The following is a 14,408-nucleotide window of genomic DNA, read 5'->3' as shown; positions in this document are numbered from 1 at the left end:
ATTTGTCTTTCGCTTTCCCTTGGTGAACGGCTGCATTAGACTTCGCGCATGTTTGCGCTCTGTTTCGAACCCGGCTGAATGAAACCAAATTTCGCGCTGTCCCTGTCCTTTCAAGGCATCACCCTGCTGCATCGCGCAGTGGACGGCTGGCGCATTATCGGCGAGGTCACCCTGGACGTCGCGGATCTGACCGCCGAAATCGAGGCCCTGCGCGCGCATGCCGTCGATCTGGCGGGCGAGCCGGTGCGCTGCAAGATCGTGATCCCGAACGATCAGATTCGCTATCTCACCATCCAGACGGGGTCGTTCCTCGGCGAGACTCGGCGCGAAATGGCCCGCGCGGCCCTGGAGGGCGCGACCCCCTATGATGTGGCCGACCTAGCCTTCGACCTGTCGCACGCGGACGGCGACACCCATATCGCCGCAGTCGCACGCGAGACGCTGCAAGAAGCCGAGTCCTTCGCGCGCACCCACGGATTCGAACCGGTCAGCTTCGTCGCCATGCCCGAAGAAGCGATGTTCAAGGGCGAGCCGGTCTTCGACGTCATTGGCGATGCCGCTTTGATCGACCGCGGCGACGACCCGATCGAGATCATCGGCCCAGCGACGGAGACCGCGCCTGCGCCGGATGGGCCCGCCTCGGAACCGCCGGTCGAAACACAGGAGACCCTCACAGACGACAAGTCCGACCCGGACTCGGCGATCGCCGATAACACGCCCGATCAACCCGAGGAAGCTCCGCTTTCCGACGCGCCCGATCCGGAACAGGAGGTGACACCCGAACCTTCGGCCGGATTTGCAAGCCGCCGACGCAAGCCAGACGACTCCGGCATCGCGCCGCCCCTAGCCGGAGCACGGCGCGACGATCCGCCCCCGGTGCTGAAGACCCTGACGCCGCAGGAGCCGGACGACGCCGAAACCGCAAAGACCACGCCAGGCTCTCCCCTGGCGAGCCCGGTCGCGGACAGTCCCAAGGTCGACAAGCAGACAGACCCGGAACCGTCCTTTGCTGCGAGGTTCCTCAGCCGCCGCAAGCCGCGCGAAACCAGTGCCCCAAAAAGCGCGCGCGCGACGAAGAACGTTGTGCCCGCACCGCCGCCGCAGACATTCGAAACGGAGACCGAAAGCGACCGGATGACGATTTTCGGGGCGCGGGAAAAGCCCGAGGTCGGCGGCAAACCACGTCATCTCGGGCTCTACCTGACCATCGGGCTGCTGATCTTCCTCGCCGCGGTCGCCGCCTGGTCGGCCCTGTTCATGGATGACCGCATCTCGGCCTTGTTCGGTGGCGCGCCCGAAGAGACAGCCACCGTCGCGCCCCCGACGATCCAGGCCCCCGAAGTTCTGACCACTGCACCCGACATGACCGATGCCGGATCGGAAGCGGACGTTGCGCCCGGTGTGGCGGCCCCCGACGACGCGGACGACCGTACGGCGCTGCTGCCCGGAGCCGAAACCGAGATCGCGCCAGAGCCCGACGCGGAGATCGACGCGCCCGAGTCCCAGGCCGCGATGGACGAGGAGTCGCTCTATGCCGCGACGGGAATCTGGTCGCGTGCTCCCGAGGCGCCTCAGCCCCATGAGGGTGCCGAGTTGAACGAGCTCTACGACGTGTCGATCGACCGCCGCGATCTTTCGACCGACGCGGTCGCCCTGCCCCCGGTCGCACAGCTCGACACAGACCAGTCGCCCGCATCGGTCGCGTCTCCCGCCGAAGCGGGCACCGCCTTCGACCTCGACGAGCGCGGGCTGGTCCGCCCCAGCACCGAAGGCGCGCTGAACCCGGACGGGGTGCTGGTGTTTCTCGGGCGCCCGCCGGTCGTGCCCCCCGAAACGCCGACGCGTTTCGAAACCAACCCCGAGGCCGAGATCGATGCGCAGCGTGACCGCCTCGCGGCGTTCCGCCCGCAAACGCGCCCGGAGAACCTGGCCGAATTGACCGAACGCAGCCAGCTCGGCGGATTGACCCGCTCCGAACTGGCCGGGCTTCGCCCCAAGCTGCGTCCGGAAACCGTCAAACGTGAGGCCGAGCAGGACGAAACCCCGACGGCGCAAGCCATCGTCGTCTCACGTACTCCGAAAGGACGGCCCTCCAATTTCGGGGCCAAGGTGGCACAGGCCCGTCAGCGTAGCTCGGGCCCGTCCGAACAGGTCGCCAGCGCCGCAACGGCGACGGTGGCACCGCGCACCGTCGCACCGCGCATCCCGTCATCGGCCTCGGTCGCGCGCCAGGCCACGGTGAACAACGCGATCAACCTGCGCCAGATCAACCTGATCGGCGTCTATGGCACGCCGTCGAACCGCCGCGCGCTGATACGCTTGCCCAGCGGCCGCTACAAGAAAGTGCAGGTCGGCGACAACGTGGATGGCGGCCGTATCGTCGCGATCGGCGACAGCGAACTGCGCTACCAGAAGGGCGGGCGCAACATGACGCTGAAGATACCCAGCAGCTAGATCCACAACGGAAAAACGCCGCGGCAGCCCGATGGCTCCGCGGCGCTCTCCCTTGCAGGGCCTGTTCGGCCCTGCCCTCCCTACCTCGGAATCAGCTGGCCTTCAGCTCACCGGAGTCGATCTGCTCCTGCTCGATGCTCTCAAACAGCGCCTTGAAGTTGCCCTCGCCGAACCCGTCATCGCCCTTTCGCTGGATGAATTCGAAGAAGATCGGACCGATCACCGTCTTGCTGAAGATCTGCAACAAGATCTTGGTCTCGCCCCCATCGACTACGCCCTCTCCATCGATCAGGATGCCGTGCTTCTTCATCCGGTCCAACGGTTCGTCATGGCCGGCGACCCGCTCCTTGCTGAGCGCGTAATAGGCGTCGGGCGGTCCAGGCATGAACTTGATGCCCTTTTCGGAAATCGCATCGGTGCTGTCGTAGATGTCATCGGTTCCGACGGCGATGTGCTGGATACCCTCGCCATTGTACTTCTTGAGATAGGCGACGATCTGACCGGTCTCGCCACGGTCCTCGTTGATCGGGATGCGGATCCGACCGCAGGGAGAGGTCAGCGCGCGGCTGAACAGACCGGTGAACTTGCCCTCGATATCGAAGAAGCGGATTTCCCTGAAGTTGAACAGGTCGCCGTAGAACCGGAACCACTTGTCCATGTTGCCCTTGAACACGTTGTGGGTCAGGTGATCGAGGTAATAGAATCCCACGCCGCGCGGCTTGGACTGTTCCAGCCAGTCGAATTCCTCGTTATAGGGGCTGGTCTCGTAATACTGGTCGATGAAATAGATAAGCGACCCGCCGATGCCCTTGATCGCAGGCACATCCATCGTCTTGTCGTCGCCCTCGTAGGGCTCCGCCCCCTTGGACACCGCATGTTCGAAAGCGTGCTGTGCGTCGACCACGCGCCAACCCATCGCGGGCGCGCACGGGCCATGCTCCTCCACGAAGCGCGCGGCAAAGCTGTCCGGCTCGGCGTTCAGGATATATGTGATGTCGCCCTGCTGCCACAATTCGATGGCCTTGGTCTTGTGCCGCCCGACCAGCGCATAGCCCATGCGGGCAAACAGCGTGCGCAGTTCCTCGGGCTCAGGATGGGCAAATTCCACGAATTCAAACCCGTCGGTCCCCGCCGGATTCTCGTCGCTGATGACGGATTTCGGTGCGTTATGCGGAAATGGGCCCATGGTCACGTCTCCTGTTGCCGATACTGTTCGCTCTGTTACATATAGACGTGGTTCGGCGCGATTTCTGCGCATTCTTTCTGGAAATCTGTCGGGTTGACGCGCGTTTCGCGCGCACGGAAGAGAATATGAGGAAGTTTCCCGCGGATGCTGGATTCGATCGACACCCGGTTGCTGGCCGCCCTGCAGAAGGACGCGCACCTGACCGCGCAACAGCTCGGCGAGATGCTGAACCTGTCGGCCAGCCAGGCCGGGCGGCGGCGGCAGCGCCTGGAAGCCGATGGCTATATCCAGGGCTATTCTGCTCGGCTCGACCCGCTGCGCCTGGGCCTGACGGTGCAGGGATTCATCCAGGTGCAACTCGGAACACACGGGCCGGAACAATCCAGCAGCTTTGCACGGCTGATGCGCACGCGGGACGAAATCACCAGCGTCTGGACGATGACGGGAGAGGCAGACTACCTTCTCCGCGTCTATTGCGAGGACCTTCCGGCACTCAATGCCTTGATCCATGACGTGCTCTTGCCCCACCCTGCGGTTGCGCGGGTTCAAAGCCAGATCGTCATGGATCAACTGAAACGCGACGCGCCGCTGCCGACCTGAGCCCTTCTCTCCGCTCCACAAGGATTGTCCAGAATGGAAACATTCCTCTACCAGGCCTCGATCTATCTTGCCGCCGCGGTGATCGCCGTGCCGCTCGCGGCACGGCTGGGGCTGGGCTCGGTGCTCGGCTACCTGGCGGCAGGGATCATAATCGGTCCGGTGCTGGGACTGGTCGGAAGCGAGACCCAGGACCTGCAACACTTCGCCGAGTTCGGCGTCGTGATGATGCTGTTCCTGATCGGTCTGGAACTGGACCCGCGGGCACTCTGGGACATGCGGCACCGGTTGATCGGGCTTGGCGGGCTTCAGATCGCGGTCAGCACGATCGCGCTGATGGGGGCGGCCATGGCAACCGGGCAGAGCTGGTCTGTGTCGCTGGCCATCGGTCTGTCGCTGTCGCTCTCCTCGACCGCGATCGTCCTGCAAACCCTGTCCGAGAAGGGCCTGATGCAAACCAGCGGCGGGCGCTCCGCGTTTTCGGTCCTGCTCACACAGGACATCGCGGTGATCCCGATCCTTGCATTCCTGCCGCTGTTGGCGACGGCCCCGGTCGCCAAGATCAACACCGACGGCTCGATAAACCGTGTCGGCGAGCATGGAGACGGGCACGGCCTCTCGATGTCGCTGGTCGAAGGCTTGCCGGGCTGGGGCGTTACGCTCGTGACCATCGCGGCGGTCGCGGCCGTGGTGCTGGCCGGCATCTATCTGACCCGGCCCGTGTTCCGCTATATCCACGCCGCGCATCTGCGCGAGATGTACACGGCGCTCGCACTGATGATCGTGGTCGGCATCTCGTTCCTGATGACGCTGGTCGGCCTCTCGCCGGCACTCGGTGCCTTCCTCGCCGGGGTCGTTCTGGCCAACAGCGAATTCCGGCACGAGCTGGAAAGTGACCTCGAACCGTTCAAGGGGCTGCTGCTCGGGTTGTTCTTCATCACGGTCGGCGCGGGTATCAATTTCTCGCTGTTCTTCGACGAGCCGGGCGACCTGATCGGCTTGGCGCTCCTGGTGATCCTGGCCAAGGGCGTGATCCTCTACGTTCTGGGCCGGGCTTTCGGGTTGAAGGGCCGCAATCGCTGGCTGTTCACCCTGAGCTTGGCGCAGGCCGGGGAATTCGGCTTTGTGCTGATCGCGTTTTCCGTGCAGCAGAGCGTGATTCCCACCGCTGTGTCCGAGAAACTGCTGTTGGTCATCGCGTTGTCGATGCTGATCACGCCGCTTCTCTTCATCATCTACGATTTCATCTCGAGCCGGATGAAGGACAGCGCGGCGCATCACGAGGCCGATGACATAGACGAACAGGGGCCGGTCATCATCGCGGGCATCGGCCGTTTCGGCCAGATCGTCAATCGCCTGGTACAGGCCAGCGGGTTCAAGACGGTGGTTCTGGACAGCAACATGGAAACGATCCAGTTGATGCGCAGGTTCGGTTTCAAGAGCTTTCTCGGTGACCCGACGCGGCCCGAACTGCTGAACGCCGCCGGGCTGGCCAAGGCGCGGGTGCTGGTCGCGGCGATGAACGACCCGGACGCGGTGACACGGTTGGTCACTTATGCACGGCGGGAACGGCCTGACCTGCACATCATCGCGCGTGCCTATGACCGAAGCCATGTCTACCGCCTCTACCGCGCCGGGGCCGACGACATCGTACGCGAGACATTCGACGCCAGCCTGCGCGCCGGGCGCTACGTGCTGGAGAATGTCGGGCTGAGCGAATTCGAGGCCGACAGCGCCGAGCGCACCTTCTATGCCCATGACCGCTATGCCGTTCAGCAACTGGCACAGGTCTGGGATCCCAACACTCCGGCGCGCGAGAACGCAGCCTACATCGCGCGCGCGCGCGAGTTGGAAAAGGAGCTGGAAGTTGCGCTCCTGAACCGCGAAAGCGAGGACGACAAACGGCCAGCCTGAAGCCCGGCCTCAGCCGCCGGCGACACCGGCCTCGGCAAAAGTGGCCATGCCGCTGTGGCAGGCGACCGCACTCTTCAGGATGTTGATCGCAAGCGCCCCGCCCGACCCTTCGCCGAGCCGCATCCCCAAAGCCAACAGGGGCTCCTTGCCGAGCTGCTGCAACAGCGCTGCATGGGCGGCTTCGTCGCTCAGGTGGCCCGCCAGTGCGTGATCCAGCGCTGATGGCGACACCGCGTTGAGACAGGCGGCAGCGGCGCTGCAGATGAACCCGTCCAGCAGGACCGGAATGCGCAACACCCGAGCCGCCGCGATGGCGCCCGCCATGGCGGCCAGTTCCCGTCCGCCGAGCCGCGCCAGGATGTCGAGCCCATCGGCGTGATTGCGCGCATGCAGGGCGACACCCCGCGCGACCACGTCGGTCTTGAGCGTCAAACCCGCGTCATCGACCCCTGTGCCGCGTCCGGTCCAGTCCGATGCCGATCCACCAAACAGCGCATGGCAGATCGCGGCGGCGGAGGTGGTGTTGCCGATCCCCATCTCTCCGACGACCAGCAGGTCGCAATCGGGGTCGACCGCCTCCCATCCCTTGCGCAAGGCCGAAAGGCATTCGGACTCGCTCATCGCAGGGGCCTGGGTGAAATCGGCGGTGGGGTTGTCGAGATCGAGCGCGTGCACGTCCATCCGCGCGCCGGCCGCGCGGGCCAACTGGTTGATCGCCGCGCCGCCCTGTTCGAAATTTGCGACCATCTGCACCGTCACTTCGGCTGGAAAGGCCGACACGCCCTGCGCCGTGACCCCGTGATTGCCCGCGAAGACGATGACCTGCGGCGACTCGATCTGGGGACGGGCATCGCCGCGCCAGCCGGCATACCAGATTGCCAGATCCTCCAGCCGTCCGAGCGCGCCCGGCGGCTTGGTCAATTGACCGTTGCGCTCGGAAGCGCCTTGCCGCGCAGCATCGTCAGGTGCGGGGGCTTCGGACAGCAGGCGGCGCAGGGTCGTCAGATCGGTCAGGTCGGGGAGCATGGAAAGCCTCGTTGCATCGCGTCAGGCCCCGGTGTTTAACCGACGCACCGCCCGCCACAAGCCCCGGAGAAGCCAAGTCATGGGAAAAAGCGACCCTGTCCGCCGGGTGCCAATGGATGTCGCCGTGGCGCTGGCGCTGCTGACACGACTGCCCCTGCCGTCCCTGCCGCAGAGCGCCTTTGCCAGTCAGGCCCGCGCGGTCTGGGCCTTCCCGGCGGTGGGGGCCGTGACGGGTGTCTTGGCGGCAAGCGTCGGCCTTGGGACACTGTCGTTGGGCCTGCCCGCGACGGTGGCAGCCGGGTTGTGCCTGGCGGTGCAGATCCTGCTGACCGGAGCGATGCACGAGGACGGGCTTGCCGATACGGCAGATGGGCTTTGGGGCGGCTGGAGCCGGGAACGGCGGCTTGAAATCATGAAAGACAGCGCAATCGGCACCTATGGCGTGCTGGCGCTGATCCTGTCTCTTGGTTTGCGGTGGAGCGCCTTGACGCTGCTTCTACCGCTCGGCGCGGCCCCTGTGATCGCGGCGGCGATGCTGTCGCGCGCCGCAATGCCCGTGATAATGGCGGCCCTGCCCCACGCCCGCGCCGATGGGCTGTCGCGCAGCGTCGGAGCGCCACCGCGCCCTGCTGTTCTGGCAGGGCTCGTGCTGGCGCTTGGCAGCGCCGCGCTGCTGCTGGGTATGGCGATCATCGCGCCTGTGCTGAGCGCCGCGGCACTGGTCGCCGGTTTGGCGCTTCTGGCGCGGGCGCGCATCGGCGGACAGACTGGCGACATCCTCGGCGCATCACAGCAGCTCGCCGAGATCGCCGTTCTGCTTGGGCTGCTGGCGGCTCTGCCCGAGTGAGCAAAGTCAATCGGTCGTACGCAGCCGCGAGCGCTGCACGATACCAATGGTGGCGAGTGGCAGCAGCACACCGAGCGCCGCGACAGTGATCAACAACCAGCCCAACTGGGAGTAATCGGCCGGGACCGTGATGGCGTCGCTCGCGCGATCGCGCACCTCGCGGGTGATCGTGTAGGTTTCGTTGACATACTTGGTGCCGAGCGCACTCGCCGACAGCGCGAGATTGGTGAACGAGGCCATGACCGCGAAGAAGGTCGCCTTGAGCTGGGGCGGCGCGTTGCGCGCGATCCAGGCCAACATCGGGATCATCGCCACCTGCCCCAGGGGCGACTCAACCATCGTGTCCATGATGGCGATGAACCGGGCATCCACGACCCCGCCGGTCATAGCCGAAGTCCAGTGGTGCAACCCGTAGTAGAGCCCGATATTGGGAAGCGACAGGATCCCGCCGACAACGGTCAACAGGATGACGATGCTGGTGATCGGGCGAGTCGCCATCATCGGGCGCAAAAGGATGATCCCCACGAGCGTGAGCACCGCGGTGATCAACGACAGCACCGACAGGAACTGCTCGTCGAACTTCAAGACGTCGATTTCGAACCACGTCGCCCCCGGCCCCGGCAAGGGCACAGCGCGAAAGACGAAGATGATGATCGCGGTTCCCACGAGCATCCGCGCCTTGTCGCGGTCGAGCACCGCGATCAGTTGCCGCATGAGGAACAGCACCACCGCCATCGAGCCGAGAAACACGATCTCCTGCCCATAAGCGATGTCGGACAGACCGATGGTGAGGCTCAGCGCCACGAAGATCAGACCGCCGGTGAAATACCAATGGTTCGGCTTGACCTCCTCCTCCGGGCGGCCGAGCGCGGCTTCGACCTCGTCAGATGTTTTTCCCAGATCCTGCAAGCGGCGGCGCAGACCGTGGCGTTGCCACGACGCCAGAACGACGCCTGAGATCGAGATCAGCGGGATCGCCAGCGCGATCATGTAGATCCGGGCATAGACCTCGGCCTTTTCCGCCTCGGCCAACTGGTCGGCACCGGAGAACATCACGATGTTCAGAACCGCCACCGCGACCGTTCCGCTGATCAGCGCAAACCGGCCCAGCGTCTGCATCGTGGTGTGCATCGCCTTGGACCGCTCTTCCGGGATCGCTTCACCATGCGAATCCAGCGTCGGCACCGCTTCGACCGACATGGCGTCGGCGACTGCGTCCTGCAGAACATAACCGCAGGGGGCGAGCATCACGCTGATCACGTACCAGGCCGGGATCGGCAGGATCGCCTCCATCCCGACCGGGTCGGTGATCAGAAGGTACATGATGAAGAGACTCGCCCCGATCAGTCCGGCGCCGATGTAGATCAGCAGCGATTTGTAGCGCCAGATCAGGTCGACCAAGTGGCCGAGCGGCATCTTGAGCGCCCAGGGCAGTCCGGCCCAGAAGGCGAGACCGGCAAGAAACGAGGCCGAAAGCCCGAGGTAGTCCTTGACGAAGAAAGTGCCCACGATCGCGGTGAGGCCCGAGATCCCGTAGGAGAAATAGACCATCAGGGGCGGCAGGAACGTCCAACGCATCTGGCGCCCGAGATCGAGCACCACCCTGTCGAACCATCCCCGTGCGACGCCGTCTTCCATGTCCGCGATCCTCTGTCCTTGCGACGCAATCTAGAGGCGGAGTTCGTGAACGGCAAAGGGCTTTACAGAAAACGGAAAAGGCCGCGCCCTGTACAGACACGGCCCAAATCCTGAATCGAGGGGCGGAAAGATCAGGCGGCGCGCGAGGTCAGCACGTCGTCAACCTGCCGGGCAGCAAGGGTCTCGTCGCCACCGCCCACAGCAGCGACTTCACGAGTCAGACGCTCGAGCGCAGCTTCGTAGAGCTGGCGCTCGGAGTAGCTCTGCTCGCGTTGATCGTCGGTGCGGTGCAGGTCGCGGACAACTTCGGCGATGGCAATCAGGTCGCCGGAATTGATCTTCTGCTCGTATTCCTGCGCCCGGCGCGACCACATGGCCCGCTTGACCTTGGCCTTGCCCTTCAACGTGGTCATCGCCTTCGTGATGACATCCGGAGAGCTGAGCGACCGCATGCCGATCTCGCTTGCCTTGTGGGTCGGGACTCGCAGGGTCATCTTGTCCTTTTCAAAGGAGATGACGAACAGTTCGAGCTTGATGCCGGCGACTTCCTGCTCTTCCACCGAGACGATCTGTCCGACGCCATGCGCCGGGTACACGACATATTCGTTGGGCCGAAAATCGAGCTTCTTGGTCTTGGTCATTCCGTTTTCCTTGTTTGCGACCGGATCAGTCGGCAATCGTCCCGACGGGGTTGGTCTGGGCCCTGTCAGGCTAACGTCCGGCACCAAAGAGCCGCCCCATACAAGTCAGCATGGGCGACATCCGTGGAGGTTTTCGGTCTAAGAACTCATTTGCGAAAAAGATCATACCACAAAAAACGGCCTTCCGAAAGCTGACCTAGGGTCAACCTTCGCAAAACCGTTAATTTCCTGTCATTTAGCCCGTTGCAAATAGGGCTGCATCCGCGCACGGGAGCGAATCGCTCAACCGCCCTCGCCGGGAGCTTCGGAAAAATACTTCTCGAGCTTGCCGGTTTCGCCGTCGCGCTCCTCCGCCTCGGGCAGCGGATCCTTCTTGGTGATGATCACCGGCCAAAGCTCGGCATACTTGCGGTTGAATTCGACCCACTTGTCCATGTCGGGCTCTGTGTCCGGGCGGATAGCATCGGCGGGGCATTCCGGTTCGCAGACTCCGCAATCGATGCATTCGTCCGGATGGATCACCAGCATGTTCTCGCCTTCATAAAAACAATCCACCGGGCAGACTTCCACGCAGTCGGTGTATTTGCAGGCGATGCAGCTGTCATTGACGATATAGGTCATGGTCCGCTTTCGATGTCAGAAGTTGAGGATTAGCTAGTTCAGCCAACCCCGTTCTTCAAGGCGTCAATCGACCTCAGGGGCAGAACAGACGCGCGGTCCTTGCCGCGCGCGTCGCGTGGAACGCGGTTTCGACATCGCGGGCGAAACGCGAACGCCTCGGCTGCTCACCCCTCCTCGCCCGGACCGGTGGCACGCAGGGCATCGACCGCGCGGCGATCCTTCTTCGTCGGGCGTGCGCCGACCCGGTCAGGCGTCTCGGCCCGGTCCTCGGGCGGCGAAAGATCGAGATAAAGTTCCTGCGCCTCGCTCGCCGGGCCACGCCGCGTGCCGATCGCAGCGACCTGGATCACACGAATCCGGCGGGCCTGCGCAAAGGTCAGAACGTCGCCGACGGCCACCGCCTGCGCGGTCTTGGTCACGCGCGCGCCATTCAATCGCACATGGCCATCCGAAATTAGGCGGGCGGCAAGGCTGCGGGTCTTGAAAAACCGCGCCTGCCAGAGCCACTTGTCCAGCCGCAGCTTGACCGGTGGCGTCTCGGCCACGCCTATTTGCCGTCCTTCAAACCCATGAGCGCGGCGGCAAAGGGATTGTCGGGGTCGATCTTCTTCTCGGGCTTCGGCGGTCGTGCGGAGAACGATTTGGAGGTCTGGCCCCGCTCGCCCTGCCGGTTGCCACCTTTCGGGCTGCCCGCCTTGCCACGCGGCTTGCCCTTGCCTTGAGGCTTGCCACGACCCTGTGCGGGTTTGCCACGCTGGCCGCCCTGCACCGTGCGACCCCAGGTGAACGTATAGAACACCTCGGTTTCGGCTTGCGTCGCCCCATCGGCATCGGCAGGTGCGCCGATCGGCTGCTCGGTCGCGTCACTGGTTTCGGGTAGCGAATCTTCCTGGGCGACGGTCTCGGCAGGGTCTTCGGCCACCGGTGCCGCGCCCTGATCGGCAATCGCTTCCACCTCGGCCGGTGTATCGACTGCAGGCGGGGTCTCGACGTTGGGAACCGGGACCACAGGAGGGGTCGTCTCGGCATCGGCCACATCCATCACCGGCGTGTCATCGGACACCACCGGGGTCTCTGTGGCGGGCTGATCGACCGGCTTTGCCTTTATCCGCTCGCCTCGCTCCGCCTTGTAGCCCAGCCCCTGCATCAGGTCGGCGAACTGTTCCATCGTCGTCCCTGTGATCGACAGCATGTCGGGCTTCGCCTCGAACCCCGCCCTGCTGTCCTGCGCGCGCAAAAGGTCGGCGAGCCGTTCCAGCATGTCGATCCGCACCGCCCGCTGCCCGGCCGCGCGATAGCCGCACATCGTGTGATAGCCGCTGGGCGCGTCTTGGATCGCCGGCACGGTCACAAGACCCGGCGGCGGCGCCTCCGGAAACTCCTGCAGACCCTTTATCAAGGACCAGAGCACAAGGCGCAGGCGCGTCGGCGCGGGTTTCAGCAGCAGCGGCATGAAGATCGTGAACTGGCCGAAGCGGATGCCGTGTTTGCGCAACGCGCCGCGCGCATCCTGGTCGAGATCCTTGACCTCCTGCGCCACCTCGGACCGGGGAAGAATACCCATTGCCTCGATCATCCGGAAACCGAAGCCGCGCGCAATGCCTGAAAGCTCTTCGTCGCGCTGCAGCGTCAGCAGCGGCTCGAACAGGGCCGCGACCTTGCGGTCGATGAAATGCTGCAACCGGCGCTGCACCTTCTGGGCAACTTCCGGTCCCGCCACGTCATCGACGAAGACCTCGACCTGCGGTTTCAGAGCATCGGAACCCGCGACCAGCTTTCCGACCGCCTGGTCGCCCCACATCAGACCACCCTGTTCGGTGAAGTCGATCTCGGTGTCCGGCGCGTTGTAGAAACGGTCGGCGCGCAGATGAAAGTGCGGCGCCAACGCCTGCAGCGCGGCGGATTTCACGGCCTTTTCCTCGGCACCGGCGGCGGCGGACTTGTCCGCGAGAAAGCGGAACCCTTCAAGCCGTCCGACGAATTCGCCTTCGACGGTCACTTCACCCTTGTCATTCACTTCGGCCAAGAGGGCCTCCTTCTGCTTGAGCCGGCGCAGGAGCACGGATGTGCGCCGGTCCACAAATCTCTGCGTCAGACGGTCGTGCAGCGCGTCCGACACCCTGTCTTCTACAGCGCGGGTCAGTCCGCGCCAATGGCTTTCGTCACGCGTCCAGCCCTTGCGTTGCGCCACATAGGTCCACGTACGGATATAGGCGAGCCGTTTGCTGAGCGCGTCGATGTCGCCGTCCACCCGGTCGATCCGCTTGATCTGGCGCGCAAGCCAGTCGTCGGGCACATGCCCGGTCTCGTGCAGATGTCCGAAGATAACTTCCAGAAGCCCTGCATGTTCCGCGTGACTTATGCCGCGAAAGTCGGGGATGCGGCAGACATCCCACAGCAGGCGTACGGCAGCGGGCGACGAGGCCCGGGCCGCGACCTCGGCGACCTGGGCCAGCGACTTCAGCGCTGACAGGTCGTCGGCCTCGCGCGCCTTGACCAGTATTTCGTCCTGCGGCGAAATTTCGAGCGCGTGGATCAGCGCCGCGACCGAGCCGAATTGAAGCGCCGCGTTGCGCCAGTTCAGTTTTTTCAGCGGTGTGAAGCGATGTTCCATGATCGCCTGCGCCACCGGCTCCTCGAGCGGGCGGGCTTCGCCCGTGACGCCGAAGGTGCCATTGGACATGCCGCGACCCGCCCTTCCGGCGATCTGGGCCAACTCGTTGGGCGCCAGCGGTCGCATCCGCCGTCCGTCGAACTTGGTCAGGGCGGAAAACGCCACGTGGTCGATATCGAGGTTCAGCCCCATGCCGATGGCATCCGTGGCGACGAGATAATCCACTTCGCCATTCTGGTAGAGATCGACCTGAGCGTTTCGGGTGCGCGGGCTGAGCGCCCCCATCACCACCGCGGCGCCGCCCTTCTGGCGGCGGATCAATTCGGCGATCGCATAGACGTTTTCGACCGAGAACCCGACGATGGCGCTGCGCGGCGGCATCCGGCTGACCTTCTTCGCTCCGACATAGGTCAGCTGCGACATCCGCTCGCGACGCTGGAACTGCGCCTCGGGCACGAGCGCCGCGATCGGACCGCGCATCGTGTCGCTGCCAAGGAACAGGGTCTCGTGCCGGCCGCGGGCGCGCAGCAATCGGTCGGTGAAGACATGGCCGCGCTCGGGATCGGCGCAGAGCTGAATCTCGTCCACCGCCAGAAAATCGCAGCCCATGCCCTCTGGCATCGCCTCGACGGTGCACACCCAGTACTGCGTGCGCGGCGGCACGATCCGTTCCTCTCCGGTGACCAGCGCCACCACCGAGGGGCCGCGAATGGCCACGATCCGATCATAGACCTCGCGCGCGAGCAGTCTCAGGGGCAGGCCGATCACCCCGCTCCTGTAGCCCAGCATCCTTTCGATGGCGTAATGCGTCTTGCCCGTGTTGGTCGGCCCGAGAACGGCCGCCACCCTGTGTGACCCGGTCACGATGTG

General features: G+C 64.6%; 11 protein-coding genes. 4 read left to right on the top strand and 7 right to left on the bottom strand.

Features of this window, described 5'->3' with window-relative positions:
* Positions 1–78: 78 nt before the first annotated feature.
* Entirely contained in the window at positions 79–2,454 is a 2,376-nt protein-coding gene (locus tag JF290_RS02515) for a hypothetical protein (RefSeq protein ID WP_199023148.1), read from the top strand.
* A gap of 91 nt (positions 2,455–2,545) precedes the next feature.
* Here JF290_RS02515 and hppD read toward each other — a convergent pair whose 3' ends face one another.
* The gene (hppD, locus tag JF290_RS02510; RefSeq protein ID WP_199023147.1) at positions 2,546–3,640 is read right to left on the bottom strand and encodes a 4-hydroxyphenylpyruvate dioxygenase; all 1,095 of its coding nucleotides are present in this window, start codon (positions 3,638–3,640) and stop codon (positions 2,546–2,548) included.
* Between the two features lie 144 nt (positions 3,641–3,784).
* Here hppD and JF290_RS02505 point away from each other — a divergent pair, with 144 nt between their 5' ends.
* Complete coding sequence (locus tag JF290_RS02505) at positions 3,785–4,240, top strand: Lrp/AsnC family transcriptional regulator (protein WP_199023146.1); 456 nt, start codon at positions 3,785–3,787, stop codon at positions 4,238–4,240.
* A gap of 33 nt (positions 4,241–4,273) precedes the next feature.
* Complete coding sequence (locus JF290_RS02500; protein ID WP_199023145.1) at positions 4,274–6,151, top strand: monovalent cation:proton antiporter-2 (CPA2) family protein; 1,878 nt, start codon at positions 4,274–4,276, stop codon at positions 6,149–6,151.
* Positions 6,152–6,160: 9 nt separating this feature from the next.
* Here the strand turns inward: JF290_RS02500 and cobT are convergent, their stop codons facing one another.
* Positions 6,161–7,177 (bottom strand): nicotinate-nucleotide--dimethylbenzimidazole phosphoribosyltransferase, encoded by a 1,017-nt coding sequence (gene cobT, locus JF290_RS02495; protein ID WP_199023144.1) that lies wholly within the window; start codon positions 7,175–7,177, stop codon positions 6,161–6,163.
* A gap of 79 nt (positions 7,178–7,256) precedes the next feature.
* Between cobT and cobS the strand changes: the two genes are divergently transcribed.
* Positions 7,257–8,024, top strand: a complete 768-nt coding sequence (gene cobS, locus JF290_RS02490; RefSeq protein WP_199023143.1) for an adenosylcobinamide-GDP ribazoletransferase — start codon at positions 7,257–7,259, stop codon at positions 8,022–8,024.
* Between the two features lie 6 nt (positions 8,025–8,030).
* On the opposite strand, the gene JF290_RS02485 is transcribed toward cobS, so the two are convergent.
* The 5 genes from JF290_RS02485 to JF290_RS02465 form a co-directional block, all read right to left on the bottom strand.
* A complete protein-coding gene (locus tag JF290_RS02485; RefSeq protein ID WP_199023142.1) occupies positions 8,031–9,662 on the bottom strand; it encodes an MFS transporter in 1,632 nt (543 codons plus the stop codon).
* 131 nt (positions 9,663–9,793) lie between these two features.
* A complete protein-coding gene (locus JF290_RS02480) occupies positions 9,794–10,303 on the bottom strand; it encodes a CarD family transcriptional regulator (protein WP_199023141.1) in 510 nt (169 codons plus the stop codon).
* A 282-nt stretch (positions 10,304–10,585) separates the two neighbouring features.
* The gene (gene fdxA / locus JF290_RS02475; RefSeq protein WP_199023140.1) at positions 10,586–10,924 is read right to left on the bottom strand and encodes a ferredoxin FdxA; all 339 of its coding nucleotides are present in this window, start codon (positions 10,922–10,924) and stop codon (positions 10,586–10,588) included.
* A gap of 164 nt (positions 10,925–11,088) precedes the next feature.
* Complete coding sequence (locus JF290_RS02470; protein WP_199023139.1) at positions 11,089–11,469, bottom strand: RNA-binding S4 domain-containing protein; 381 nt, start codon at positions 11,467–11,469, stop codon at positions 11,089–11,091.
* Between the two features lie 2 nt (positions 11,470–11,471).
* Positions 11,472–14,402, bottom strand: a complete 2,931-nt coding sequence (locus tag JF290_RS02465; protein WP_199023138.1) for a helicase-related protein — start codon at positions 14,400–14,402, stop codon at positions 11,472–11,474.
* Positions 14,403–14,408 lie beyond the last annotated feature (6 nt).

Source organism: Sedimentitalea arenosa (assembly GCF_016428585.1).
Classification (GTDB): domain Bacteria; phylum Pseudomonadota; class Alphaproteobacteria; order Rhodobacterales; family Rhodobacteraceae; genus Sedimentitalea; species Sedimentitalea arenosa.
Note: the sequence above shows the minus strand (reverse complement) of the source record. Positions and strands in the feature narration are given on the sequence as shown.